We start from the raw sequence: 24,114 nt of genomic DNA, 5'->3' as shown, positions 1-24,114 counted from the left end.
ATATTGTCGGGGCATCTATACATTCGGTGTGGGTCGGGAGAAATCATTACATGCTGCAGAAAATCAAAATCGGCTACAAGATCGCCGGTTTGTCCATCGTGGCCCTGCTCGGCCTGATCGTCATTTCATCCTTCGAACTTATGGGTTTGCGCACCACCCTGCTTGAAGACCGCAAGGAGAAAATCCGCGCCATCACCGAATATGCGGTGTCGCAGGCCAACGATTTTCAAAAGCAGGTCAAGGCGGGCGAACTTGATCAACAAGCCGCAATCGACGCATTCTACAAGGTCGTTTCCGCCGGCAAATATGACGGCGATATCGGTTACTTCTTTGCCCTGACCAAGGACAATATCATGGTCATGCACGGTGCCAACCCGGCACTGGTCGGCAAGGATTTCACCTCTGTCCAGGACCCGAACGGCGCTTACTTCATTCGTGATCTGGTGGCAGCCGGCAGCAACCCGAATGGCGGTTTTTCATCCTATCACTGGCCCAAACCCGGCGAGCCAAAGGAACTGACATTTGAAAAAATCTCCTTTGCGCATCCCCTGCCATGGGGGGCCATTCTTGGCACCGGCGTCTATATCGATGATGTTGAGGTCGCCTTCTGGGATTCCGCGATCTGGTTCATCACGTTAAGTTTGGCGATCATTGCCCTTCTGATGCTGACCGGTTTCTGGATCGGACGCGATATCACCAATGGCCTGCGCAAGCTTTCCGAACGCATGACCTACATTGCCAATGGCGATCTCGACGGTCATATCGAAGGTCAGGACCGTGGGGACGAAGTCGGCGACATGGCGCGCACCGTTGTGGCCTTCCGCGAACAGGCCCGCGAAAACCTGCAATTGCAGCAACGCCAGAAACAGATGGAAACCGAAGCCGAACAGAAACGCCGCAAGGACGTTCTGGAAATGGCAAGCAGTCTGGAAAATCGGGTCAAGGGCCTGATCCAGTCGATCTCGGCCTCGATCTCGGACATGAAAAAGGCGACGGCAAACATGCAGTCCGCCACCGAAATGAACAGCAAGCTGTCCGGTGCCGTTGCAACCGCCACCGCCCAGACATCGGGCAACGTTCAAACCGTCTCGGCCGCGACCGAGGAACTGACCGCATCGTCCGATGAAATCGCCCAGCAGATCGCGCGTTCGGCCGACATTGCCAATCAGGCCAATGACGAAGCCACCCGCACCAATGAAACCGTCACCGGCCTTGCCGACGCTGCCCAGAAAATCGGCGATGTCGCCAAACTGATCGGTGACATTGCCGAACAGACCAACCTTCTGGCCCTGAACGCCACCATCGAAGCCGCCCGCGCAGGCGATGCCGGCAAGGGCTTTGCGGTTGTCGCAAGCGAGGTCAAAAACCTTGCCAACCAGACCGCCAAGGCGACCGAGGAAATCAACCAGCAGATCACCTCGGTCCAGAATGAAACCGGCGAGGCGGTTGAGGCCATCCGCCGCATTTCCGAGACCATCGCCAAGGTCGCCGACAGTTCAACCGCGATTGCCGCTGCGGTCGAGGAACAGCACGCTGCCATCGGCGAAATCGCACGTAACGTCGAAGAAGCCGCCAACGGCACCCGCGAAGTGTCCGAGCGGATCGAAACTGTCAATGACAATGCGGGCAAGGTTTCATCAGGCACGACCCAGCTTGCCCAGACCGCCGAGAAACTCGTCGCCGAAGCCGTGTCGCTTGATCAGGCCGTCGAAAGCTTCCTTGCCGATCTGCGCAAAAACGCAGCCGCCTGATACGACTGCTGCGCCAAAATGAGAACAGCCGCCCGGTTGGGCGGCTGTTTTTTGTTCATCGGACTATCGGACTATCGGACTATCGCGCTATCGGCATCATGACCGGGTCGCATCAATATCAATGCGGATGGTCACATCATCACCGACCTGGCTGGTGTCGCTCCACTGGCCCTGCCCGACGCCGAAATCCGTCCGCTTGATCGTCACCGTCCCCTCGGCTTCCGCCTCGTTGCCCTCGATCTCAAGCGTAAAGGGCAGAACGACTTCCTTGGTCACATCCCGGATCGTCAGATCAGCCGTCGCCTCATACTGGCCCGGCGCGATTTCGCGGAAGGATTTGGTTTCAAACTTTGCAGTCGGCCACTGCGCGACATCAAACCAGTCTGCTGAAATGATCTGGCTGTCGCGATCGGCATTTTCGGTATTAACTGATGCAATATCAATCAGGACGCTGACTTTCGACCCGGCAAGATCATCCGGCGAAAATACGATATCGGCGGTGAATTTATTGAACTCGCCCTCGAAATCCGCACCAAGCTGGGTGCCAGCAAATTCGATATCGCTGTCATCGGTTTTGACCTGCCACTGATCGGCGGCAAAGGCCGGGGTGCAAATGGCCATCACCGGTACAATCGCCGAAGCGCGCAGAATGTTTTTAAACAAAGACGTCATGATCAATTTCCTTTCCCCGTCCCCGGAAGCATCCGGCGGAGCGTCGCATCGCGATTGATGAAATGATGTTTGAATGCCGCTGCCACATGCAGCCCGACAAGACCGACAATCACCCAGGACAATATCCAGTGGGTAAAGCGAAGCTGTTCATAAAGCACCTTGTCCGGCCCGACCAGATCGGGAAGCGTGAACAGGCCAAAGACACTGACCGAAAAATTCGCCGCCGACGACATCAGCCATCCACTAAGCGGCATGGCCAGCATCACGGCATAAAGCGCGAAATGCGCCAGTTTCGCCGCCTGACGTTCCCATGCCTTTTCACCCAGTCCTGCCGGTGTCTGTTCGGCCAGACGCCAGATAATGCGCAAAATCGCCAGGAAAAGGATGGTAACACCAATCGATTTATGGCGTGAAATCCACGCCAGCTTTTCCAGCCCCAGCGGCAAAAGATCCATATACCAGCCAATCGCAAACATCGTGGCAAACAGGATCGCCATCAGCCAGTGAAAGCTCTTGGTCACCGGACCAAAGCCCGTTTGCGTACTGCGAAGCGCCATATGTGATCCTCTCAGGACAAAAAACACCAAACCGGCAGGACAATCACATGCCGCCGCCGGTTTGTCAGTATCGTTATTTCTGCTGCAGGAACTCGGTCGAAATCTGCAGTTCGACTTCGTCGCTGACAGCCGGCACCAGATAGTTCATGCCGTATTCCGAACGGGTCACGGTGCCGGTCGCGCCGAAACCAAGAACATGATCGCCGGTCATCGGGTGATCGCCTTCACCGGTCAGGGTCACGTCCAGAACCAGTGGCTTGGTCTGGCCCAGAAGGGTCAGGTCGCCGGTGATGGTGGCGGTCTTATCGCCGGTCATCTCGATCGAGGTGCTTTTGAACGTTGCGGTCGGGTTCTGTTCAACATTCAGGAAGTCGGCGGTTTTCATATGGTTGTCGAGGCCCTCGACACCGGTATCGACCTTGCTGAGGTCAATCGTAATGATCGCCGACGATGCCGCCGGGTTTTCACGATCAAGCGTCAGTTCGCCGCTCGTGCCGCCAAAACGGCCCTGGAAGTTGGAAAAACCAAGATGGTTGACGATGAAGATCACGCTGGTATGGGTCGGATCAAGCTTATAGCTCTCTGCCGCCTGTGCCGAAACGGCAGCCCCCGAAAGACCCGCTGCAATCGCCAGAACGAAACCGGCCTTCTTGATTGACGTAAACATTATGCACATCCCTTGTTTAAAAATCGTTCGACGCGAATTGCCGCATCGCAACAAAACTGGAAAAAGGATGACAGCACATGCCCCTGGCCTCAAGCCGGACAGCCCGCAACACTCATTTTCCCCAGAGGAAACAATAAACGCCGTTTGCGCCTTATTTTATCCAAAATGAGAACGCACTGATATCAGAACCAAAATCGATATACTTTCCGACAAAATCCCCGGTTTACCGGGCACAGGCGCATCTTTCCCATTGCGAATCCCCTGCATGACGTAACGTCAAATCATCTGATGTCCCACCGTCACAAATCATTCCCCAAAACAATTGTGGCCGACGCACTGTGCATCGGCCAGCATTTGGAAACAATCTTGTGCGGGAATATCATTCTGCGGGGGCGGGTTGCCCCTGTTCGACGGCCCCTGATCCCTGATCATTCGGATCAATGCATTCCTTGACCCAAACGTCATAAACCGGATGCTCAAGCCCCGAAAGACCCGGTGTTGACGCAAACATCCAGCCCGAAAACAGTTCGGCAACGGTGTTTTCGGCATCTTCACGCTGGTCGGAAATTTCAAGGAAACCGGCACTTTCCGGGCGCTCTTCCGGCGGGGTGCGATAGCAGGCATCAACCCGGATCGTAAGGGTGCCGAATTTCGCCGTCTGGCCCACCGGCACCTCAAAGGTCGAAATGCGGGCGGTGATTTTATCCAGCCCCTGAAGCTGGGCGATCTCGGCCGGGCGATAATCCAGCGCAAAGGCAGACGTCAAAGCAGCCACAGAAACAACCGCGGCAACCGCAGCGCCAAACACTATCTTGGTTTTCATGAATAATCAGTCCTGATCGTCTGGCTTGCCATAAGGATTGTGCAGCTCTTCAACAACGCTGCGCATCACCTGGCGGAACTGTTCCTCGTCGCAACCCATCAGCAACGCGTCTTCCATTGCTTCCTGCATCATTTCGCGCAGTTCGCCGAAATTCTCGTTCAGAACCTTGATCTTCTCCACGCACGAAAGCGGCGCCCCTTCGGGGTCCTGCCATGTGGGAAAATTCCTGTTCATGCTATCGGACTTGCTCATCAAGCGGCTCCGCTGCCTTTCGATCTGATCAGGATATCGGTGTCGATATCACGTTACGCAAGCTCTCAAAGATACTTCGCGGCAAACTGACCGGTAAAACCGGCAAAATCATGGCCGGTTTCATACCCGCCATTTCGGCCCGGTCACCAGACTCGCGACCCGGATCAATGCCTATTCGGGGCTGTCCGAAGAACTGCCACCAGAATTACCACCAGAACCACCGCCGGACGAATAAATCACCTGCCCGATCAGTTCTTCGAGGTTGACCGACCCTTGCGTGTATTCAATCTCGCCGCCCGGGGCCAGCATATCGATATCCCCGCCCGGCTCCAGCGATACGAATTTACCGCCCAGCAATCCGTCGGATGCGATTTTGGCCGAACTGTCCGCAGGCAGTTCCACATCGGAACGCACCGTCATCTTGACCACCGCCATATAGGTCTTCGGGTTCAGTTCCTGTGCCGTGACCGAGCCAACCTTGACACCCGAAATCCGCACATCATTGCCCACCGTCAGGCCATCAATGCGGTTGAAGCTTGCCGAAAGTTCGTATCCGTCAACAGACTCGATGCCCGCCCGGGAATAGGAATAGGACGCAAAGCCTACCGCCACGGCGATTACGGCTGCCCCTGTAAGGCTCTCGATCAGTCTGTTGCTCATGGACCTTATCCGTCTCTGCTATCTTGTTGATCTGCATATTGTCGCGTGCGGGCCGAAAAAACAACCGGCTCGGGCACTTCGGTGCAAAAACGCGGTAGAAACACAACCGGGCGCCAACATATTGTCGCGCCCGGTTGCAGAATATAACGATTCCCGATCAGCCTTCCGGCGACCATGCCTGATAGTCGCCAGTCGCCTTGGCGCGCTGGCCGCCACTATATTCATGGCCTTTCGGGCGATAGGCATGCTTGGTCCCGGTCAGGTTCGGCAGGTGATCTTTCTGCCACTCGTAACGGTCTTCGGCCTTTTCCGACAGCGGCGCATCAATCGTGTAATGCAGCCATGCATGCCATTCAGCCGGAACCTTGGAACCCTCGGTAATACCTTTATAAATCACCCAGCGCTTCGCACGGCGACCATTGGCGGCTTTCTTTTCGGTGTAATAGACATTTCCAAAACGGTCTTCGCCGACGCGTTTGCCATACAGCGCGGTAAAAATGCGGGTCCCGACGGTGGCCATGTGTGGTCTCTCTCCAGATCTGGTTCTTCCGCCTTTGGCGGCGCGCAGACAAAAGGCCCGTATTTGCAAAGCGGTGTTTGCTGGCGGGCCCTGATTTTGCGGCCTGTGTCCGGCGGTCAATAAGGACCTTATATGTCGTGATGTTGCTGCAAAGTCAATGTTTCAGACAGGTACAGATACCGCATTTCCCGCACAGGCCCCCGCAAAGCCGGGGCAGACACACAATATGGGGTATGACTCCGCGAAAACACCGCCAAAACAACCCACAACCACTTGTGTATGCCCGACTCATTGCAACACAATCGTCACGCGGTCTTGTCCACCTGTTTATCCACAGCATTCCAAGGTTATCGGTCCTGCATATACCCTGCCCGGCTTGAAAATTCGCGCCGGATAAAAACAATGATTTTCATATAAATATCAAAATGTTATCAGACATCCTCGTGCTAGAAACATCTCCGAAACGGCATTGCCTGTGCTTGGCGCTGGATTTCAAATGCAAACGGCGTTAGCTTTGTTTTGCGTTGTGGGGGTCATCTCGTCCCGGCACAAGATGTAGTCCGAGTCTTATGGACTTGTGATGGCCGCACCATCGCCAGAAGCGCAGTATTCCGCGGGCTTGCGGGGCGTTTAAACAATCTTAACGAGATTTTCCAAACATCAGATATGCGCGACATCGATTGAACCACTACATCTAGTGATAAAAATCGCTGTCAACCACAAAGTTTGGTGGACTACCCCGAAATTTTGGCCTTATAGTCTTGGCCACGGACCGGATGGTTCCAAGGGGGGACCACCACCACAGATTACAGATTTCCGTTCGCCCAAACATGGCCATTTTATAAAGGCCAGGGGGCAGCGTATGAGCGTTGAGCAAACTATATAATGTTCAGGCCGTGTTGGTGCTTATGCGCACGACATCAAGTCTGACCAAAACGGAGCAGACCATGCGGATCAGCAGAAAGTTCACCCAGGAAGGTGTCAGCCCATACGCCGACATCGATTTTCGTAAGTCGTCCTGCGTTATCAAAAACCCCGACGGCTCGGTTGTTTTTGAAATGAAAGATATCGACGTCCCGTCCTCCTGGTCGCAGGTGGCAAGCGACGTCCTTGCGCAGAAATACTTCCGAAAGGCGGGTGTTCCGGTCGCGCTGAAACCGGTCAAGGAAAAGGACGTTCCGTCCTGGCTCTGGCGTCAGGCACCTGACAAGTCCAAGCTCGAAAAAATGCCGAAAGAAGGCCGCTACACCAGCGAAACCAGCGCCACCCAGGTCTTTGACCGTCTGGCTGGCACCTGGACCTATTGGGGCTGGAAAGGCGGCTATTTCGATGCCGAATCCGATGCGCAGGCTTTCTTCGATGAAATGCGCTATCAGCTTTCCCACCAGATGGGTGCGCCGAACTCGCCGCAATGGTTCAATACCGGTCTGCATTGGGCCTACGGCATTGATGGCCCGGCACAGGGTCACTCCTATGTTGATTTCAAAACCGGCGAACTGACCAAATCGGCCAGTGCGTACGAACATCCGCAGCCCCATGCCTGCTTCATCCAGTCGGTTTCCGATGACCTCGTGAACGAGGGCGGCATCATGGATCTCTGGACCCGCGAAGCACGCCTGTTCAAATTCGGCTCCGGCACCGGTTCGAACTTCTCGAACGTGCGCGGCGAAGGCGAAACGCTTTCGGGTGGCGGCCGTTCTTCCGGCCTCATGAGCTTCCTTAAAATCGGTGACCGCGCTGCGGGCGCGATCAAGTCGGGCGGCACCACGCGCCGTGCGGCCAAAATGGTCGTGGTGGATATCAACCACCCGGACATCGAAAACTATATCGACTGGAAAGTCATCGAAGAACAGAAAGTCGCGGCCCTCGTCGCCGGCTCGAAACTGGCCGAAAAGCACCTGACCGAGGTTCTGGCTGCCTGCACCAACTGGGACGGTGCCGCCGATTCCGAGGATCGCTTCCTGCCGCGTGCCAACCCGCAGCTCAAAGAAGCCGTGCTGGCCGCCCGTGCCGTGATGATCCCCGATAGCTATATCAACAAGATCATCGAATTCGCCCGTCAGGGCTTCACCGAAATCAGCTTCAAGACCTACGACACCGATTGGGACTCCGAGGCATACCTGACCGTTTCGGGTCAGAACTCGAACAACTCGGTTCGCGTCTCGAACGACTTCCTTCAGGCTGTTCTTGATAACGGTGACTGGGAACTGATCCGCCGTACCGATGGCAAGGTTTCCAAAACCCTTGCCGCCCGCGAATTGTGGGACAAGGTCGGCGAAGCCGCATGGGCCTGTGCCGATCCGGGCATCCAGTACGACACCACGATCAACGAATGGCACACCTGCCCGAATTCGGGTCGCATCAATGCGTCCAACCCGTGCTCGGAATATATGTTCCTTGACGATACGGCCTGTAACCTCGCCTCGCTGAACCTGATGAACTTCCGTTCGGATGATGGTGGCGTTGATGTCGCGGCATATGAACATGCCGTGCGTCTCTGGACCGTCGTTCTGGAAATCTCGGTTCTGATGGCACAGTTCCCGTCGGATCGTATCGCCGAACTGTCCTATCGTTACCGCACGCTTGGCCTTGGCTATGCCAACATTGGCGGCCTGCTCATGAGCATGGGCATCCCCTATGACAGCGACGAAGGCCGTGCGATTGGCGCGTCGCTCACCGCAATCATGTGTGGCGTTTCCTATGCGACCTCGGCCGAAATGGCGTCCGAACTCGGTGCCTTCCCGGGCTATGCCGATAACGCCAAGGAAATGCTGCGTGTCATGCGCAACCATCGTCGTGCCGCACATGGCGAACAGGAAGGCTACGAAGGTCTTTCGATCAATCCGGTGCCGCTGGTTGCCGCCGATTCTCCTTATGCCGAACTTCCGGTTGCCGCCCGCGCCGCATGGGACAAGGCACTGGAACTGGGCGAAAAGCACGGTTACCGCAACGCACAGACCACCGTTATCGCGCCGACCGGCACGATTGGTCTGGTCATGGATTGCGACACCACCGGGATCGAGCCGGACTTCGCCCTTGTGAAGTTCAAAAAGCTTGCTGGCGGCGGTTACTTCAAAATCATCAACCGCACCGTTCCGGTTGCACTGGCAACGCTTGGCTATACCGAACGCCAGATCCGCGACATTGAAAAATACGCGGTCGGTCATGGCACCCTGGTGGGTTCGCCCTCCATCACCCATGACGATCTCAAGGCCAAGGGCTTTGATGATGACGCGATTTCGAAAATCGAAGGCGCACTTGCCAACGCATTCGACATCAAATTCGTCTTCAACAAATACACCTTTGGCGAAGAATACTGCGTCAAGCAGCTTGGCCTTGATGCCAAGGCACTCAACAGCATGGACTTTGACATGCTGGCCGCCCTTGGCTTCGACAAAAAGCAGATCGAACTGGCAAACACCTATGTTTGCGGCGCGATGACGCTGGAACAGGCCCCGCACCTACGTGACGAAGACCTTCCGGTATTCGATTGCGCCAACCCGTGTGGCCGCATCGGCAAACGTTACCTGTCGGCTGAAAGCCACATCCGCATGATGGCCGCGGCACAGCCGTTCATCTCGGGTGCGATTTCGAAAACCATCAACATGCCGAACAATGCCTCGATCCAGGATTGCAAGGACGCCTATATGCTGTCTTGGCGTCTCTGCCTCAAGGCAAACGCGCTCTATCGTGATGGCTCGAAGCTCAGCCAGCCGCTGAATGCCGCCCTCGTCGAAGAAGACGATTACGCCGATCAGCCGACCGCAACCAAGGCGGCCGCTGTTTCCGAACAGATCGTCGAAAAAATCATCGAACGCGTCATTCGTGGCGACCGTCGTTCCCTGCCGTCGCGCCGCAAGGGTTACACCCAGAAGGCCACCGTCGGCGGACACAAGGTCTATCTGCGCACCGGTGAATATGAAGACGGCAAACTTGGCGAAATCTTCATCGACATGCACAAGGAAGGCGCTGCTTTCCGCTCGCTGATGAACAACTTCGCCATCGCGGTTTCCATCGGCCTTCAGTATGGCGTGCCGCTTGAAGAATATGTCGAAGCCTTCACCTTCACCCGCTTCGAACCATCGGGCATGGTTTCCGGGAACGACGCCATCAAAATGGCAACCTCGATCCTTGATTACATGTTCCGCGAACTGGCGATTTCCTATCTGGGTCGTAACGACCTCGCCCATGTCCAGCCGTCCGACGTTCTGCCGGACGCCGTTGGCAAGGGTGTCGCCGAAGGCGACCTTGGCGAGGAAGCCAAGGCCGAAGACCGCGCGATTGAAACCATCCGCAAGGTCGCATCCAGCGGCTTCGTCCGTCGCAACCTTTACGTTGTTGACGGTGGTGCGCCGGTTGAAGAACGCGTGATCATGAAGGCCACCGGCACCGATCATGCCCACTCGCATGATCATGGCCACAGCCATCAGGCGGAAACCGCCAGCATCGCAACCACCGCTGCCCCGACCAGCAGCGAAACCGCGATCCTGAACGCCAGCGAAGAAGTCATGTCGGCAACGGATGCCAAACTCGACCGCATCCGCGAAGCCCGCATGAAAGGCTACGAAGGTGACGGATGCCCTGAATGCGGCAACTTCACCCTTGTGCGCAACGGCACCTGCCTTAAATGCGACTCTTGCGGCAGCACCACGGGCTGCTCGTAAGAGCCCCGACACGACCGCAAAACCGACTTAACAAAAACCGGCCGGGATTGATTTCCCGGCCGGTTTTGTTTTTCCCGTTTTCTTTGGAACCTACCGCATCCGCCCCAAAAGACTGCGCCCCAGCAAAACCGCGACACAGGCAATGCCGGCAATCAGAATGCCGATACTGCCCCAGCCAAACTGCTCGGCCATGGATCCCGCAATCGCCGGGCCAACCATCAGTCCGATATTATTGCCCTGCATGGCAAAACCGATGGTCACCGCGACAAGCGCGCTTCGCGGTGCGGATCGCCCGGCGGCATCAAAAACCACAACCGGGATGAACCCGCCGACGAATGAAAAGATCAAGGCCGCAGGGAACGGCATCAGAACCGAAATCCCGTCGATCAGGATACCGGCACTGCAAACCGTCATGACCGCAAATGCCGTCATCAGGATACGCTGCGCCTGATATCCCCGCGCCAGCATCACACCGCAAACGATGTTCCCTGCCGCCCCGGCCAAAACAATCACCGCGCCCAGGACACCCGAAAGTTCCGGCCCGATCTGCATGCCTTTGGACAAAAGCATCGGCAAAAATCCGAACACGGCAAAATAACACGCCGTATAGGCGGCAAAGATGCCGCCCAATATCCACGGCGCGCCCGACCGCAACGCCCAGCCAAGGTCATCGCCAATTGCACGATGATCAAAATCATCCCTCAGATCAGCATCGGGAATGGCGCGCATATACCCGCGCAACAAAACGGCATATCCCGCCAGAAGCACCGCATTGCCAAGCCACAATCCGCGCCACCCGATCAGCCCCAGCACCGGGGCCGCCAGCATGACAAGACAGATGCCAACCGGCATGAAAGTCGCCCAAAGCGCCATGGCTTTTTCGCGCCCGCCATGGCGCGTGGCCGCTGCGATCAATGTCGGGGCGGCAACAATCAGCAACAGAAAACCGATGCCCTCAAGAACCCTTGATGCAAGGATGATAGCGAAAACAGGGCTCACCCCGCCAATCGCCGATCCGACCGCCTGCATCAGAAGCCCCGACAACGCCATGCCCTTTGCGCCAAACCGCCCGACAAGCAGGCCAAGCGGTGCCGCCGCCAGCGCACCGACAAGCGCAAAGGCCGATAACAGCCAGGACGCACTCGCCAGCCCGACGCCAAGGTCATCCTGCAAGGCCGTCATGACAACCGGCACCTTGCCGACCTGGAATGCCGATACGATGCCCGCACCGACAATCACCGGCACAACGAAACGGCCAATTGCCACCGTTCGCTGCCGGTCACCGACCATGTTCATCATGCACTTCGGGCTTTAAGCAGATGCCGCCCTTCGGAAAGCGCAATTGCGGTCCGGGCCACATGCTCCCCCTGGAACCGGGCGCCGTCCAGTTCGTTTTCCGACGGGCTTCGATCCCCGCCCTGTCCGTCATCGGCAATGGTCGATGCCCCGTATGGCGAACAGCCGGTAACTTCATCCATCCGCCCCTGCCCCTTGAAGGTATAAGGCAGTCCGACAATCACCATGCCGAAATGCAATAACGGGATATGGGTCGATAAAATCGTTGTTTCCTGCCCGCCATGCTGGCTGCCGGTCGATGTAAAGACACTGCCAACCTTGCCGACAAGCTTGTCCTGCGCCCAGATCCCGCCCGCCTGATCCAGGAAGTTTTTCATCTGGCTTGCCATATTGCCAAACCGGGTCGGCGTGCCAAAAATGATCGCGTCATAATCGGCCAGATCGGAAACCGTCGCGACTGGCGCTGCCTGATCCAGCTTGTATCCGGCACTTTCCGCCACGGCATCCGGCACGATTTCGGGCACGCGTTTGATATCCACAATCGCCCCGGTTTTGCGCGCGCCCTCGGCAACCGCATTGGCCATGATTTCCATATGGCCATAGGACGAATAATAAAGCACCAGAACCCTTGTCATGACCGGTCTCTTTCAAATTGTTGCGACAGGGTTCCCTGCATCGCACAGCCATCCATTCGAAATAAGTGGCAAAAGAACGATCAAAATGTTCTAAAATATCGATCATGCTGGATGGATTGACCCTTGATCAGATGCGCGTTTTGATCGCTGTTGCCGAAACCGGAAGCTTCCGGGCTGCGGCAAAGCGGCTTGGCCGCGTGCAATCAGCGATCAGCCACGCCATCGGCAATCTTGAAACCGAACTGGGGATTTGTCTTTTTGACCGATCCGGGCACCGCCCCACCCTGACAGTCGAAGGCCAGGCCCTGCTTGCGGATGCCCGTGCGGTTCTTCTGAAAACCGATGCGCTGCGCGCCCGCGCGCGCGGCATGGAACAGGGTGTGGAACTCGAACTGCGCATCGTGGTCGATACGCTGTTTCCCCTGCCCGAAATCGGTGCGGCCCTTCTGGCGATGCGAAATGCCTTCCCCACCGTTTCGGTCAATCTCTCGGTCCTGCCGCTTGGCGGTCCGGTTTCTGCCCTTGATCAGAAGAAATGCGATCTCGCCATTACGGTCGGCGAGGAATTCCGCAACCCGCATATCGAAGCCGAGGCCGTCGGCACAACCGCAATGATTGCCGTGGTTGCCGCAACACATCCCCTGGCACAGGTCATCCGGGGCGACACCCTTTTGCCCAAAACCGCCCTGGCCGAACATCTGCAAATCGTCATCGAAGACCCGACCCCGCTTTCAGACGGAACCGATATCGGCGTTTTATCGCCCGGCACCTGGCGTGTCGGCAGTCTGGATGTCAAACACAGCCTTATTCTGTCCGGGCTTGGCTGGGGCCGCATGCCGTTCTGGCGAATATCGCAGGACCTCGAAGACGGCCGTCTGATCCGCGTGCCCGCCGCCTCCTTCGGAAAGGACGGCGAAACGCTACTGCACTGCTATCTCCTCCATCGCACCGATCAGACAATGGGCCCCGCCGCCCGCCTGCTGCGCCGGGAAATACTGGCACGAACACAATCCAATCTTTGAATTCCTTGGGCTTCCCCCTAATCTGTGCCGATAAATCAGTTATCGCCCCGATTAACGGAGTATCCCGTGTCCGCCGCCATCACGCCACCGATCACTGCCAACACCGCCCTCATCGTCCTTGATGTGCAAAAGGCCATCGACGATCCGAAATGGGCGTCAAAAAACAATCCCGGCTATGTCGATAAAATCGTCGATCTGCTGGCGGGTTTTCGGGCAGCAGGCCTTCCGGTGATCCATATCCGCCATGACGAACCCAATCCCGCCTCGACCTATCACACCGATGGTCCGGGCAACGCGATCAAACCCGAAGTCGCCCCGCTGCCCGGCGAACCGGTCATTGCCAAAAACGTCAATTGCGCCTTCATCGCCACCGATCTTGAAAAATACCTGCACGATCATGGCATTACGCGTCTGATCTTTACCGGTGTCGTGATCCACAATTCGATGGATGCCTCGATCCGGGTCGCCCACTGTCTGGGCTTTGACGTCATCCTGCCGCTCGACGCTACCACCGCGATTGACGTCACCGACGCCAAGGGTATCCGTCACGATGCGCAAACCGTGTTTGACCTGTTTGCCGCGGTTCTGGGATCGGAATATTGCACGCTTTCGACCAGTGCCGATATCATGGCCCGACTGCCAAATTCAGGCGCCTGATCATTTCCTGACTTTAATTATTCATGTTTTGGAACAACTTCGCCAAAGCCGCGTTGTGATCTCTGTTACACACGTCCCGCTTTCGGGACACGAGCAAACGCAAACAAGAATAACAGGAGCCCCCATGCCTATCAGTCGTATCGCAGGAATCGTCATCTGTATCATCGGCATCGCGCTTTTGGTTGTTGGCTTTAACGCGTCTGAAAGTGCGGCCGATCAGTTGTCCGAAACCTTCCTTGGCCGTTATACCGACGAAACCGTCTGGTATCTGATTGGTGGTGCTGCGGCTGCCATTGGTGGCTTTGTCATGATGATGTTCGGCGCCAAGGCCCGCTAATCCTTCCTGATCCGGGCGTTGCCATTGTTTCCCCAAACCGCACTTTCACGTGCAATGGCAACACACTGTTGACGAACGGTGACTGGTCAGGTGGCCCAAACAGGCACATATTCGCAATTCATGTTTTGTGAATGTCGAGGTGCCCCACCATGACCAGCCCCGTTGCCAACCGCATTTCCAGCCCCGTTTCTGCCGCCCCGGATGGCAATCTCGCGCCGGTCTTCATCTCGCACGGATCACCGATGCTGGTTGCGCGCCAAAGCACCCCGGCCTTTGATTTCTTTGCCCGCGATCTTGGTGATCTGTTCGATGGCGCACGCGCCATCCTGATCGTCTCGGCCCATTGGCAGACCGCGACGCCGACCATCTCGACCGCGGCCCGCCCGGAAACCATCCACGATTTTTACGGCTTCCCCAAACCGCTTTATGACCTGCATTACGATGTCGCGGGTGATCCCGCACTGGCATCCGAAATCGCCGGTCTGATCGGGGCAGAAACCGATGCCGCGCGCGGCCTTGATCACGGCGCATGGATGCCTTTGATCATTGCGCGCCCCGGCGGCGATATCCCGGTGTTTCAGCTCTCCATGCTGGGTCATGGCAGCCCGGCGGATCATTATGAGTTGGGTAAAAAGCTGCGCGGTTTGCGTGATCTGGGTGTTCTGGTGGTTGGCAGCGGGGCGATGACCCATAATCTGCGCGCCCTTGACCGTAACGAGGGTCCGATTGATCCGTGGGCGCAGGAATTCACGAGCTGGATGCTGGGCAAACTGGGCAGTCACGATATCGATGCCCTGCTTGATTACCGCGCACAGGCCCCCTATGCCGCGATGGCCCACCCCGAAGACGATCACCTGATGCCGTTTTATGTTGCCCTTGGGGCTGCGGTGGGGGCGGCGGGTGATGATTTCGTGCCCGAAACCCTGCATGACAGTTTTGAATTCGGCAACCTTGCCATGACGGCACTTCGCTTTGACGATCCCCAAAGCATCCAGCAAACGGCCTGAACGAACATATTCAGACCAGAACAAGAAGGCCGGGAGACGTCATCTCCCGGCCTTTTGTCTAGAACATCAGGCGAATGCCCGTGACGATATAGGTTGCCTCATAATCCTCGCCGTCATGTTTGGCAAAATCGGCGGTATCCCCAAACTTTCGTTCATAGGCCACACCGACATAGGGTACGATTGCGCGATCAATCAGGTCATAGCTCAGCCGCAAGCCGATCTCGGCACTGGAAATCCCCTTGCCGATCTCGATCTCGCGATCTTCCGAGAACGCCGAATTGATCTCGAACGATGGTGTGAGGATCAAACGGTTGGTCAGAAGCCCTTCATATTCGACATCAAGCCTTGCTGAACCATCGCCCGTCTCGCTGACAAACAGATCAGCATCGACTTCAAACCATTGCGGGGCAAGTCCGACAATACCGACCGTTCCATACCAGCGATCCGCACCATCAGGGATATCAACACGCACGCCTCCCTTGGCATCGAAAAAGTCGCTGATCGGTGTTTGCAGCACAAACCGGTTTTCAAGTTTCTCGTAACTGTCGGCATCAAGGTCACGTTCGCCCTCCCCCTGCCAGCGCAGCTTGAGTTCGTCCGTGCCGACAAAGGCATCCGCATCCCAGACAAGGCGCTTTTCGCTTTCGTCACCGACACGGTATTCAAACTGTTCGGCCTGAAACCCGTAATAAATACTGGCATCCATCGCCATACCGGCACGCGCGAACGGGCCGAGTGCCAATGCGACACCGCCGCCGATCATCATCAGATCACGTTTTTTCATGATGGATCAATTCCCGTTGCCAAGCTGTGTGACTGTCGGGCCGCCTTCAACCACGACCTTGCGAAACATGCCGGTTGCCATATGGAAACTCAAATGACAATGAAATGCCCATTCGCCCGGTTCATCGACCTCGGTTTCGGAATAAACCGTGGTGCCCGGATTGATGCTGATCGTATGTTTGACCGGGTTCCATTTACCCTGCCCCGTATCAAGGATCGACCACATGCCATGAAGATGCATCGGATGGGTCATCATGGTTTCATTGACGAATTTGAACCGGACCCGTTCCCCGTATTTAAGCCGGATAGGCTCGGCATCCTCGTATTTTACGCCATTGATCGACCAGCTATAGCGTTCCATATTCCCGGTCAGGCGTAATTCTATCTCGCGCGTGGCCGGGCGTTCTGCATAAAGCGGTTTCTGCGCTTTCAGATCGCTATAGGACAGGAACTTGCCGCCATTGGCCGCCGCCGGGATCAGGCCACTGCCGGGCGCATAGAACGGATCGGCCTTGTCGGTCATGCCCATGGCGGAATGATCTATACCGGCCATATTGGAATGGTCCATGCCCGGCATCGAACCTTGCGATCCGCTGTCGGTGGACGCAGCACCATGATCCATACCGGCCATATCACCGTGGCCCATATCCCCATGCGCCATGCCCATATCGGCCATGGTCAGCATCGGTGATTCAGTCCGCAATTCCGGCATCGTGGCCCGCATTCCTTCGCGCGGGGCCAGGGTGGCAAGGGCATAGCCAGACCGCCCCATGGATTCCGCCAAAATCGGATAGGCCCTGTCATCCTTTGGCTGAACAATCACATCATAGGTTTCGGCAACCGCAATGCGAAACTCATCAACCTTGACGGGCTGCACGTTATTGCCATCGGCCTGCACCACGGTCATTTCAAGCCCCGGAATGCGGACATCGAAATAGGTCATCGCCGATGCATTGATGAAACGAAGCCGCACCCGTTCTTCGGGATTGAACAATCCGGTCCAGTTCTGATCGGGTGACATGCCATTGATCAGGCCGACAAAGCCCTGAACATCCTCGATATCGGTCCGCATCATCCGCATGGAACCCCAGTCACCGCGTTCCGAAAGCGTTGCGCCCAACCCGTTCTTGCCAACATCATCGATAAAATCGCCAAGGGTGCGCTGTTTGCGGTTGTAATAGTCCGGCATCATTTTCAGATTGCGCAGAATGCGATCACCGGAATGGGGATGCTTGTCTTTCAGAACCACGACATATTCGCGGTCGAATTTGAACGGCTCGCGCTTTTCCGGCTCGATAATGATCGAACCATAGGCCCCATCCGGCTCCTGAAAACCGGAATGGCTGTGGAACCAGTAAGTCCCGCTTTGTTTGACCGGAATGCGATAGGTGAATGTTTCACCCGGTTCGATCCCCGGGAAACTGATGCCTGGCACCCCGTCCATCTGATAGGGCAGGATCAGGCCATGCCAATGGATCGAGGTAGCCTCTTTCAGATTGTTGGTGACGTTGATCACCGCTTCCTCGCCCTCCCTGAAGCGCAAGGTCGGTCCGGGGGATGCCCCGTTATAGCCAATACCCGTTGTCTTGGTATCGCCTGTATCGATGGTGACATAATCGACCGTCAGGTCATAGGTCGCCGCCTGGCTTCCCGTCGACAGGGCAGCCATCGCCAGCGCCCCGGCAAGGACGCCTTTGATATAGTTGATTTTCATTTTATGGATTCCCAAAAACTTGCGGAAACGCCAGAGGCCTCAGGGACGGCAAGGCACGGCCCCCCGCCTCTGGCACTTCAGACCAATCGGCTTATGACTTCAGACGGACTTTGCCCATCATGCCGCTTTCATAGTGGCCGGGCACATTGCAGGCGAATTCAAGCTCTGCATCCGCCGGGAAGGTCCAGATGATCTCGGCTGTTTTTCCGGGTTCAAGAAGGACGCTGTTGGGATCGTCATGTTCCATGGTCATGCCATTGCCCATATCCATCTTCATTTTATCCGCATGGATCTTGTCCACATCAAGCGCGCCATGCTCCATCATCATCATCATTTCTTTCTGATGGCTGGCATGCATGGCGGCCGTGCCGATATTGAACTCGTGAACAAACTCACCCTTGTTTTCGATCTGGAACAGGATGGTTTCACCGGCGCTGACCTCAATGGTTTCCATATCAAAGAAATTGTCTTCCATGACGACCTTGATGGTGCGGGTAACGTCGGCAGCTTTGCCCGGCGTGCCGATTTCGGCGGCAACCGAACCATGGCCCTGACCGTGGCCCGGGCTTGCAAATGCGGCCAAAGGTGCCGTCATCAGCGCACCGATAACAGAGGTCGAAAGGGCAAGACGGGTAAGAAAATTCGATTTGACGTTGGGCATATCATGCTCCTGAAAATAATCGTCAGAATGATTGCCGTCGCCGCACAAACACGTATGCGAACTGCACTGATCCCCGAAACGGGCGAACAGACGACGGCATTTAAGACAAAGACGGGATTATTTTCAGGCGCGCGGCGGCTTGTAGCTGCCATCGGCCTCAATCGAAACGAACGAACGCTCCGTGATCCAGAATGCAGCTTGTGAAACCACAAGCGTGACCGATGCCGGACCGGCCAGCTCTTCGACAAACGGCCCGCAGACCGTCATACCGCAAATATCGGCATGGGATGACAACGGATCGTGGGAAATCGGCTGGGCCATCTTGTCCATATCGCTAACCATGCCATGATGGCCCTCACCGCCATGGCGGGAATGCGCCTGCACGTTCCCGCTGACCGACAGCAAAACTGTCAGGCTCATCAGGATCACAAGTGTGCAGGAAATGAAACGCATCATGGCTTCCGGTCAAAAGTTAACGCTCAAATCGTTATTCCCGGAGGCCAATAACGTCAAGCGGCAATATTGCGGCACGCAGCATATCCTTATATTTCAAAAGATTAGGCGCCCTTGTTATTGTTCACTCTGGTGATTACGATCATTTTCAGACATCAACCTCGCAAGACGGAATGCCCCATGCTTACGCAAGATCAGATCACGCTTGAAATCAGCACCACCGGACAGGGCCTTGTTGAAATCACCGATCAGGTCCAGTCATGGCTGCAGCAAACCGGCATCAAAACCGGTCAGATCACCATCTATTGCCGCCATACCTCCGCCAGCCTGACGATCCAGGAAAACGCCGATCCCGATGTGGTGCTTGATCTTGAAACCTTCTTTGCAAGACTGGTCGAGGAAAACCCCAGCCTCTATCGCCACACCGCCGAGGGGCCGGACGATATGCCCGCCCACATCCGGGCTGCGCTGACCGATGTATCACTGACCATCCCGGTCACAAACGGTCGGGCGGTTCTGGGTACGTGGCAGGGCATCTATCTGTTTGAACACCGTCACGCCCCGCACCGCCGCCAGATCACCCTGCATCTGATCGGGGAATAAGCCCGGCTTGCCGCCTTACGCCGCCATTTCCGGCCGACGCATCCAGATGCCGCGCACCTGCACCTCAAGCATCTCGCGAAGGGTTGCGCACATATCCTCGCAATCGAAATTCTGCGCGCTGACATGCTCGTGCACCGTAAACAGGAACAGCGCCATCATGGTTTTGTAAATCTGGTCGGGATCAAGGTTCGGATTGATTTCACCGTCAAGCTGCGCGTCCTCGACAAGGGCGCGGATCGCGGCAATCAACCCGCTAGTGCGCATCAGATCATGCACCGCCCCCTTGCGCGGGGAAAACACCATCTGCTGCAAAAGAACCTGCCACATGCCGGGCCTCAGCGCGATCTGGGCAAAGCGGTGCGATGCGATATGCATCAGCTTGTCCACAAAACACCATTCCGGGTCCATGGTATGAAGCGCCTGCGCAATCGTTGCCGCCATCTGCTCGCCCACACAGCTGATCAGCAATTGTTCCTTGGTCTCGAAATGGCTGAAAATTGTGCCCTCGGCCACACCGGCCCGCTCGGCAATCATCCGGGTCGATGTCTTGTCAAACCCGGTCTCGCAAAAGCATTGCCGCGCGGCTTCAAGGATGTTTTCACGTGTCTGCTCGCGCTTGGCCGCCCGACTGTTCACACCGGTCTGCATAAGACATCCCTTATTTAATTGAGCACACTCACTGAGTAAACTCAATTAACCCTGATACCAACTGCTGTCAATTGCCTGCTGTGCAGACTGCTGCCCTAACGCGCCTCTGCCGCGCGGAGCCTGCGACTGTTCCGCAGCCCCAGATAACTGTGTATCGCCAGTGTCGCGATCACGATTGACCCGCAAATCAATGTCGTGCTGCTTGGCACCTCGTCAACCACCAGCCACACCAGAAGCGATCCGAAAATCGCCTCGTTCAGCATGATCAGGCCCGCCTCGGCCGCCGGGATTTTCTTGGCCCCGGCGGTAATGAACAGAAACGACAGCGGCAACACCACACAGCCCAGCAGGATCAGCCAAAGCGGATCAAGCGGCTCAAGCGCCATCGGGCTGGCGCTTGGCACCATGATCAGGGTCGCCAGAAACGCGCCCACCATCATCGCACGCACCGCATCAATATGAATGCGCGTACCCACCACGTTGAAATAACACGCCATGCAGATCGCAGTCCCAAGGGCCAGAATATCGCCAAGCGTATTGGCCCCGCCAAACCCCGCCCCGACAATCGCCGCAAGCGAGACAAACACCACAAGTGACGCAATCCATGTCCGCATCGCCAGAACGCGCTTGAACACAAACACCGCAATCAGAGCCGATAACAACGGCGTTGCCGCAATGATCACCAATGTATTGGCTGCATCGGTATTGCGGATCGACAGGATGAAACACGCACTCGTCCCGCCATAAAACAGCCCCGCCAGCATTTCATCACGGGTCGGCATCATCGCATGGCGCAATGACTGGCGGCGGCGCATCCCGCGCCAGAACGCGATCAGGGCAAGTGTGGATCCAAGGATCAGCAACCGCCAGAACGCGGTCGTCATGTCATCGGCCTTGACCAGCCTGACCAGAAGCGCATCCGGGCTGATGATCAGAACCCCGATCAGCACCAGCCACGCACCGTGCAAATCGGCAATTTTAAACCGTCCTGATCCCATTTCGTCCGCGTCCCCTGATTGTTTTATGCCACCCGTTTCGGGCTTGGCTTTCTTGTGCGATGGATTGCGATCCATGACAAATCCAAATTTCTCATCAATCGATCAGCATTGCTTATGGAAGGTCGCCGCCGCACGCCATCTCATGTCACGCCGCGCCACGCCATTTCACACAAAAGAAATGGTTTTGTTTGCGCGCCAACGCCGATAAGTTGGAACCGTTTTCGCCACACCAAATCACGAGGATCAAATCCATGGCCGGAAAAATCGACGCCCGCCTTGCCGAACTCGGCATCACCCTGCCCCAGGCAAATGCCCCGGTTGCCAATTACGTGCCCTATGTCCGTTCCGGCAATCTTGTGCATGTCTCCGGTCAGATCACCATGGAAAACGGCGAACTGAAATTCATCGGCAAACTTGGCCGCGACTATCAGGTCGAAGACGGCCAGAAAGCCGCACGCCTCTGTGCGCTCAACCTGATCGCACAGGTCCGCGCCGCGATTGGCGATCTTGATAACGTCAAACGCGTCGTCAAACTGAACGCGTTTGTCAATTCCGACCCCGCCTTCACCGATCAGCCCAAGGTCGTCAATGGCGCCTCCGACACCATGGTCGAAGTTTTCGGCGATGCTGGCAAACACGCCCGCTCTGCGGTTGGCGTTGCGTCCCTGCCGCTCGGCGTTGCGGTCGAAATCGACGGTATCTTCGAAGTCGCGTAACGCCACTGATCCATCCGCCAAACCACAACCGTCATTCCCGCGCAGGCGGGAATCCATATCCCACGCTGCTTTGTGGGTCGTGGCTTCGGACCAAAATTAAGCCGGGCACATGCCCGGCTTTTTCGTTACTCGACAGTTTTTGCCAACTGTTCAATCACGGTTCCCCAGCCGTCAAAGAAGCCCATTTCCTGATGCTTCAGGGAATCTTCGGTATTTCGGTGCAGCACATGCGCCCGGTACCGTGTCCCGCTGCCTTCTGGCGTGAAGGTTATGATCGCGGTCAATGCCAGCCACGGCTCGATGGGGCGCCATCCCTCGCGCAGGACCGTCGTCCAGACAAGCCGGCTCTCGGGAACCGCTTCCAGAAAACAGCCTTCGACATGGGGCTGAAAATCTTCGCCGCCCTGGCGCATCTGTGTCTCGAACCCGCCCCCGGCCCGCAGGTTCAGCTTGATCACCCTGCATTCCATCGGGGCCGGTATCCACCATTTTTCAAGATGCTCCGGCGTGCTCCATGCTTTCCAGACGGCTGCTGGCGATGCCTTGATGAAACGCTCGACCGTCAGTTCGGACTGATTAACTGCCATCTTCGGATCTCCCGATCATTTGGATTTCGACATAATCGGCAAGGCGATCGGCCTGCGCCTGCCAATGTTTCCGCTGTTCTGAAAGCCATGCTTCGGCCGCGGCCAGTCTCTCGGCATTGATCCGGCACGTGCGCACACGCCCGACTTTTTCCGAACGGATCAGGCCATCACTTTCCAGAACATGCAGATGCTTCATGAAAGACGGCAAACCCATGTCAAAGGGTTCCGCCAGTTCCTTGACCGATGCCGGTCCTTGCGTCAGTCGGCTCAGCACCGCCCTGCGTGTCGGATCGGCAAGCGCATGAAAGGCCGCATCAAGGGATGATTGATAGTTTTCCATTTGGCGAACTATAATCAACAGTTCTCCTTTTGGCAAACTATTTTTCCCTAAAAATTCCCGCTTGACCTTACCCTTACTTGAGGTTCTATGAACGAACGCATCACGAATTCAGGAGAATGGCGATGCGTGTTTTTATTCTGGGTGGAAGCGGCCTGATCGGGGCGGCAATCGTGCGCAATCTGGTTTCGGCCGGGCATCATGTTTTTGCCCTGGCACGAAGCGAAAACAGTGCCGCCAATCTTGCCGTCATGGGCGCATGGCCGATCCGGGGCGATATCCACAATCCCGGCCCGTGGTGCGATAAACTGCCCGTCGTCGATGCCGTCATTCATGCCGCATGTGATTTTTCGGCTGATATGGGCGGGGTTGATGCCGGGATGCTGATCGAACTGCTCCGCACCCTGCATCGCCAGTCCGGGCCAAAGGCCCCCGCCCTGCCGCGCTTCATCTATACCGGCGGAAGCTGGCTTTACCCGTCAAGCAAATCGGGCGATCACATCCATGATGAAGCCACACCCTTTGCCCCGGTTGCCGGCTTTGAATGGATGGTGCCCGGCCTGACCAAAATCCTGTCCGATCCGGCCCTGCATGGCATGGTGATCCATCCGGCCACGGTTTACCGCACCGATCCGCCATCTCGCACGCGCCCGACCTTGCCGGGCGGCGCACTTCACGACATGGCACGCATGGCGCGCGATGAAAACCGCGTCCGGATTGTCGGGGATGGTTCGGTCATCTGGCCGCTGATCCATGCCGATGATCTCGCCGATCTGTACCGGCTGGTGCTTGAAAATGGCGAACGCGGCCAAAGCTATATCGGGGTTGGCATCGAAGGTATCGCGACCGGCGATCTTGCCCGCCAGATCGCCCGGACCTTTGGCCGGACTGATTGCGGGGTCGTGCATATCAGCCCCGATGACATCGCGCGCGAATATGGCGAATGGGCGCGGGGCCTGGCCCATAGCCACCGCATGACCAGCCAGAAGGCCATCCGTGACCTCGGCTGGCAACCGCGCCACACCGATATCACGCGCGATCTTCAAAGCTGTGTCGAGGTAACGGCACCCCTGCCCGTCGCCTCATGATGTGCA

Annotated in this window: 26 protein-coding genes; 9 read left to right on the top strand and 17 right to left on the bottom strand. The window is 56.7% G+C overall.

Translation table 11 applies throughout. The features are described from left to right. Nucleotides 1-50 precede the first annotated feature (50 nt). Nucleotides 51-1,751 carry a methyl-accepting chemotaxis protein gene (locus tag J7395_RS19750; RefSeq protein ID WP_209223347.1) on the top strand — a complete coding sequence of 567 codons (1,701 nt, stop codon included), beginning with the start codon at nucleotides 51-53 and terminating at the stop codon, nucleotides 1,749-1,751. Nucleotides 1,752-1,847: 96 nt separating this feature from the next. Here the strand turns inward: J7395_RS19750 and J7395_RS19745 are convergent, their stop codons facing one another. From J7395_RS19745 to J7395_RS19715, 7 genes are all read right to left on the bottom strand, one after another. Beyond that, the gene (locus tag J7395_RS19745) at nucleotides 1,848-2,423 is read right to left on the bottom strand and encodes a YceI family protein (RefSeq protein WP_209223345.1); all 576 of its coding nucleotides are present in this window, start codon (nucleotides 2,421-2,423) and stop codon (nucleotides 1,848-1,850) included. Between the two features lie 2 nt (nucleotides 2,424-2,425). Continuing rightward, nucleotides 2,426-2,980 carry a cytochrome b gene (locus tag J7395_RS19740; RefSeq protein WP_062951760.1) on the bottom strand — a complete coding sequence of 185 codons (555 nt, stop codon included), beginning with the start codon at nucleotides 2,978-2,980 and terminating at the stop codon, nucleotides 2,426-2,428. A 73-nt stretch (nucleotides 2,981-3,053) separates the two neighbouring features. Then, a complete protein-coding gene (locus tag J7395_RS19735; protein ID WP_062958221.1) occupies nucleotides 3,054-3,647 on the bottom strand; it encodes a YceI family protein in 594 nt (197 codons plus the stop codon). 379 nt (nucleotides 3,648-4,026) lie between these two features. Next, entirely contained in the window at nucleotides 4,027-4,470 is a 444-nt protein-coding gene (locus J7395_RS19730; protein WP_062958220.1) for a DUF2155 domain-containing protein, read from the bottom strand. A 6-nt stretch (nucleotides 4,471-4,476) separates the two neighbouring features. Then, a complete protein-coding gene (locus J7395_RS19725; RefSeq protein ID WP_114116183.1) occupies nucleotides 4,477-4,722 on the bottom strand; it encodes a hypothetical protein in 246 nt (81 codons plus the stop codon). 171 nt (nucleotides 4,723-4,893) lie between these two features. After that, the gene (mlaD, locus tag J7395_RS19720) at nucleotides 4,894-5,382 is read right to left on the bottom strand and encodes an outer membrane lipid asymmetry maintenance protein MlaD (protein WP_209223342.1); all 489 of its coding nucleotides are present in this window, start codon (nucleotides 5,380-5,382) and stop codon (nucleotides 4,894-4,896) included. Nucleotides 5,383-5,539: 157 nt separating this feature from the next. After that, nucleotides 5,540-5,902, bottom strand: coding sequence for an NADH:ubiquinone oxidoreductase subunit NDUFA12 (locus J7395_RS19715; RefSeq protein WP_062951755.1), 363 nt, complete (start codon nucleotides 5,900-5,902; stop codon nucleotides 5,540-5,542). A 947-nt stretch (nucleotides 5,903-6,849) separates the two neighbouring features. Between J7395_RS19715 and J7395_RS19710 the strand changes: the two genes are divergently transcribed. Next, entirely contained in the window at nucleotides 6,850-10,566 is a 3,717-nt protein-coding gene (locus J7395_RS19710) for a vitamin B12-dependent ribonucleotide reductase (protein WP_209223340.1), read from the top strand. Between the two features lie 90 nt (nucleotides 10,567-10,656). Here J7395_RS19710 and J7395_RS19705 read toward each other — a convergent pair whose 3' ends face one another. Beyond that, nucleotides 10,657-11,865 (bottom strand): MFS transporter, encoded by a 1,209-nt coding sequence (locus tag J7395_RS19705; protein WP_209223338.1) that lies wholly within the window; start codon nucleotides 11,863-11,865, stop codon nucleotides 10,657-10,659. Next, nucleotides 11,862-12,497, bottom strand: a complete 636-nt coding sequence (wrbA, locus tag J7395_RS19700) for an NAD(P)H:quinone oxidoreductase (protein WP_209223336.1) — start codon at nucleotides 12,495-12,497, stop codon at nucleotides 11,862-11,864. The genes J7395_RS19705 and wrbA overlap by 4 nt, the downstream gene beginning before the upstream one ends. A gap of 104 nt (nucleotides 12,498-12,601) precedes the next feature. Here wrbA and J7395_RS19695 point away from each other — a divergent pair, with 104 nt between their 5' ends. The 4 genes from J7395_RS19695 (at nucleotide 12,602) to J7395_RS19680 (ending at nucleotide 15,520) form a co-directional block, all read left to right on the top strand. Continuing rightward, entirely contained in the window at nucleotides 12,602-13,519 is a 918-nt protein-coding gene (locus J7395_RS19695) for a LysR family transcriptional regulator (protein WP_209223334.1), read from the top strand. A 66-nt stretch (nucleotides 13,520-13,585) separates the two neighbouring features. Beyond that, on the top strand, nucleotides 13,586-14,176 hold the full coding sequence (locus J7395_RS19690; RefSeq protein WP_348541249.1) for a cysteine hydrolase family protein: 591 nt from the start codon (nucleotides 13,586-13,588) through the stop codon (nucleotides 14,174-14,176). Nucleotides 14,177-14,300: 124 nt separating this feature from the next. Further along, on the top strand, nucleotides 14,301-14,513 hold the full coding sequence (locus J7395_RS19685) for a DUF3185 family protein (protein WP_062951751.1): 213 nt from the start codon (nucleotides 14,301-14,303) through the stop codon (nucleotides 14,511-14,513). A gap of 149 nt (nucleotides 14,514-14,662) precedes the next feature. After that, entirely contained in the window at nucleotides 14,663-15,520 is an 858-nt protein-coding gene (locus J7395_RS19680; RefSeq protein WP_209223332.1) for a class III extradiol ring-cleavage dioxygenase, read from the top strand. A 58-nt stretch (nucleotides 15,521-15,578) separates the two neighbouring features. On the opposite strand, the gene J7395_RS19675 is transcribed toward J7395_RS19680, so the two are convergent. From J7395_RS19675 to J7395_RS19660, 4 genes are all read right to left on the bottom strand, one after another. Next, complete coding sequence (locus tag J7395_RS19675; protein ID WP_209223330.1) at nucleotides 15,579-16,304, bottom strand: copper resistance protein B; 726 nt, start codon at nucleotides 16,302-16,304, stop codon at nucleotides 15,579-15,581. Between the two features lie 6 nt (nucleotides 16,305-16,310). After that, nucleotides 16,311-18,017: a copper resistance system multicopper oxidase gene (locus J7395_RS19670; protein WP_209223328.1), complete on the bottom strand. Its 1,707-nt coding sequence runs from the start codon at nucleotides 18,015-18,017 to the stop codon at nucleotides 16,311-16,313. 91 nt (nucleotides 18,018-18,108) lie between these two features. Continuing rightward, nucleotides 18,109-18,678, bottom strand: a complete 570-nt coding sequence (locus tag J7395_RS19665) for a plastocyanin/azurin family copper-binding protein (protein WP_209223326.1) — start codon at nucleotides 18,676-18,678, stop codon at nucleotides 18,109-18,111. A gap of 123 nt (nucleotides 18,679-18,801) precedes the next feature. Then, entirely contained in the window at nucleotides 18,802-19,134 is a 333-nt protein-coding gene (locus J7395_RS19660) for a hypothetical protein (protein ID WP_209223324.1), read from the bottom strand. A 177-nt stretch (nucleotides 19,135-19,311) separates the two neighbouring features. Between J7395_RS19660 and J7395_RS19655 the strand changes: the two genes are divergently transcribed. Further along, entirely contained in the window at nucleotides 19,312-19,734 is a 423-nt protein-coding gene (locus J7395_RS19655) for a secondary thiamine-phosphate synthase enzyme YjbQ (protein WP_209223322.1), read from the top strand. Between the two features lie 15 nt (nucleotides 19,735-19,749). Here the strand turns inward: J7395_RS19655 and J7395_RS19650 are convergent, their stop codons facing one another. Both J7395_RS19650 and J7395_RS19645 read right to left on the bottom strand, forming a co-directional pair. Then, complete coding sequence (locus J7395_RS19650; RefSeq protein WP_062958214.1) at nucleotides 19,750-20,382, bottom strand: TetR/AcrR family transcriptional regulator; 633 nt, start codon at nucleotides 20,380-20,382, stop codon at nucleotides 19,750-19,752. A 95-nt stretch (nucleotides 20,383-20,477) separates the two neighbouring features. Beyond that, nucleotides 20,478-21,455 carry a DMT family transporter gene (locus J7395_RS19645; protein WP_247742312.1) on the bottom strand — a complete coding sequence of 326 codons (978 nt, stop codon included), beginning with the start codon at nucleotides 21,453-21,455 and terminating at the stop codon, nucleotides 20,478-20,480. A 176-nt stretch (nucleotides 21,456-21,631) separates the two neighbouring features. On the opposite strand from J7395_RS19645, the gene J7395_RS19640 reads away from it, so the two are divergent. Further along, nucleotides 21,632-22,096: a RidA family protein gene (locus J7395_RS19640; RefSeq protein ID WP_037987824.1), complete on the top strand. Its 465-nt coding sequence runs from the start codon at nucleotides 21,632-21,634 to the stop codon at nucleotides 22,094-22,096. A gap of 125 nt (nucleotides 22,097-22,221) precedes the next feature. Here the strand turns inward: J7395_RS19640 and J7395_RS19635 are convergent, their stop codons facing one another. Together J7395_RS19635 and J7395_RS19630 are read right to left on the bottom strand one after the other, a co-directional pair. Then, a complete protein-coding gene (locus tag J7395_RS19635; protein ID WP_209223320.1) occupies nucleotides 22,222-22,683 on the bottom strand; it encodes an SRPBCC family protein in 462 nt (153 codons plus the stop codon). Next, nucleotides 22,673-23,041, bottom strand: a complete 369-nt coding sequence (locus tag J7395_RS19630) for a metalloregulator ArsR/SmtB family transcription factor (protein ID WP_247742311.1) — start codon at nucleotides 23,039-23,041, stop codon at nucleotides 22,673-22,675. The genes J7395_RS19635 and J7395_RS19630 overlap by 11 nt, the downstream gene beginning before the upstream one ends. A 104-nt stretch (nucleotides 23,042-23,145) precedes the next feature. On the opposite strand from J7395_RS19630, the gene J7395_RS19625 reads away from it, so the two are divergent. Beyond that, nucleotides 23,146-24,108, top strand: coding sequence for an NAD-dependent epimerase/dehydratase family protein (locus J7395_RS19625; RefSeq protein WP_209223318.1), 963 nt, complete (start codon nucleotides 23,146-23,148; stop codon nucleotides 24,106-24,108). Nucleotides 24,109-24,114: the final 6 nt, after the last annotated feature.

Origin of the sequence: Thalassospira sp. A3_1, assembly GCF_017744215.1 — a bacterium.
In the GTDB taxonomy this organism is placed as follows: Bacteria; Pseudomonadota; Alphaproteobacteria; order Rhodospirillales; family Thalassospiraceae; genus Thalassospira; species Thalassospira lucentensis_A.
The sequence above is the reverse complement of the archived record's forward strand: the minus strand, read 5'-3'. Positions and strand labels throughout refer to the sequence as shown.

Bases quoted from the DNA above. Each gene is read 5' to 3' on its own strand.
- J7395_RS19670 (WP_209223328.1), bottom strand. From the start codon at position 18,017: ATGAAAATCAACTATATCAAAGGCGTCCTTGCCGGGGCGCTGGCGATG.
- J7395_RS19645 (WP_247742312.1), bottom strand. From the start codon at position 21,455: ATGGATCGCAATCCATCGCACAAGAAAGCCAAGCCCGAAACGGGTGGC.
- J7395_RS19625 (WP_209223318.1), top strand. From the start codon at position 23,146: ATGCGTGTTTTTATTCTGGGTGGAAGCGGCCTGATCGGGGCGGCAATC.
- J7395_RS19750 (WP_209223347.1), top strand. From the start codon at position 51: ATGCTGCAGAAAATCAAAATCGGCTACAAGATCGCCGGTTTGTCCATC.
- J7395_RS19695 (WP_209223334.1), top strand. From the start codon at position 12,602: ATGCTGGATGGATTGACCCTTGATCAGATGCGCGTTTTGATCGCTGTT.
- J7395_RS19635 (WP_209223320.1), bottom strand. From the start codon at position 22,683: ATGGCAGTTAATCAGTCCGAACTGACGGTCGAGCGTTTCATCAAGGCA.
- J7395_RS19745 (WP_209223345.1), bottom strand. From the start codon at position 2,423: ATGACGTCTTTGTTTAAAAACATTCTGCGCGCTTCGGCGATTGTACCG.
- J7395_RS19730 (WP_062958220.1), bottom strand. From the start codon at position 4,470: ATGAAAACCAAGATAGTGTTTGGCGCTGCGGTTGCCGCGGTTGTTTCT.
- J7395_RS19655 (WP_209223322.1), top strand. From the start codon at position 19,312: ATGCTTACGCAAGATCAGATCACGCTTGAAATCAGCACCACCGGACAG.
- J7395_RS19715 (WP_062951755.1), bottom strand. From the start codon at position 5,902: ATGGCCACCGTCGGGACCCGCATTTTTACCGCGCTGTATGGCAAACGC.
- J7395_RS19640 (WP_037987824.1), top strand. From the start codon at position 21,632: ATGGCCGGAAAAATCGACGCCCGCCTTGCCGAACTCGGCATCACCCTG.
- J7395_RS19650 (WP_062958214.1), bottom strand. From the start codon at position 20,382: ATGCAGACCGGTGTGAACAGTCGGGCGGCCAAGCGCGAGCAGACACGT.
- J7395_RS19675 (WP_209223330.1), bottom strand. From the start codon at position 16,304: ATGAAAAAACGTGATCTGATGATGATCGGCGGCGGTGTCGCATTGGCA.
- J7395_RS19740 (WP_062951760.1), bottom strand. From the start codon at position 2,980: ATGGCGCTTCGCAGTACGCAAACGGGCTTTGGTCCGGTGACCAAGAGC.
- J7395_RS19680 (WP_209223332.1), top strand. From the start codon at position 14,663: ATGACCAGCCCCGTTGCCAACCGCATTTCCAGCCCCGTTTCTGCCGCC.
- wrbA (WP_209223336.1), bottom strand. From the start codon at position 12,497: ATGACAAGGGTTCTGGTGCTTTATTATTCGTCCTATGGCCATATGGAA.
- J7395_RS19660 (WP_209223324.1), bottom strand. From the start codon at position 19,134: ATGATGCGTTTCATTTCCTGCACACTTGTGATCCTGATGAGCCTGACA.
- J7395_RS19735 (WP_062958221.1), bottom strand. From the start codon at position 3,647: ATGTTTACGTCAATCAAGAAGGCCGGTTTCGTTCTGGCGATTGCAGCG.
- J7395_RS19710 (WP_209223340.1), top strand. From the start codon at position 6,850: ATGCGGATCAGCAGAAAGTTCACCCAGGAAGGTGTCAGCCCATACGCC.
- mlaD (WP_209223342.1), bottom strand. From the start codon at position 5,382: ATGAGCAACAGACTGATCGAGAGCCTTACAGGGGCAGCCGTAATCGCC.
- J7395_RS19685 (WP_062951751.1), top strand. From the start codon at position 14,301: ATGCCTATCAGTCGTATCGCAGGAATCGTCATCTGTATCATCGGCATC.
- J7395_RS19725 (WP_114116183.1), bottom strand. From the start codon at position 4,722: ATGAGCAAGTCCGATAGCATGAACAGGAATTTTCCCACATGGCAGGAC.
- J7395_RS19665 (WP_209223326.1), bottom strand. From the start codon at position 18,678: ATGCCCAACGTCAAATCGAATTTTCTTACCCGTCTTGCCCTTTCGACC.
- J7395_RS19705 (WP_209223338.1), bottom strand. From the start codon at position 11,865: ATGATGAACATGGTCGGTGACCGGCAGCGAACGGTGGCAATTGGCCGT.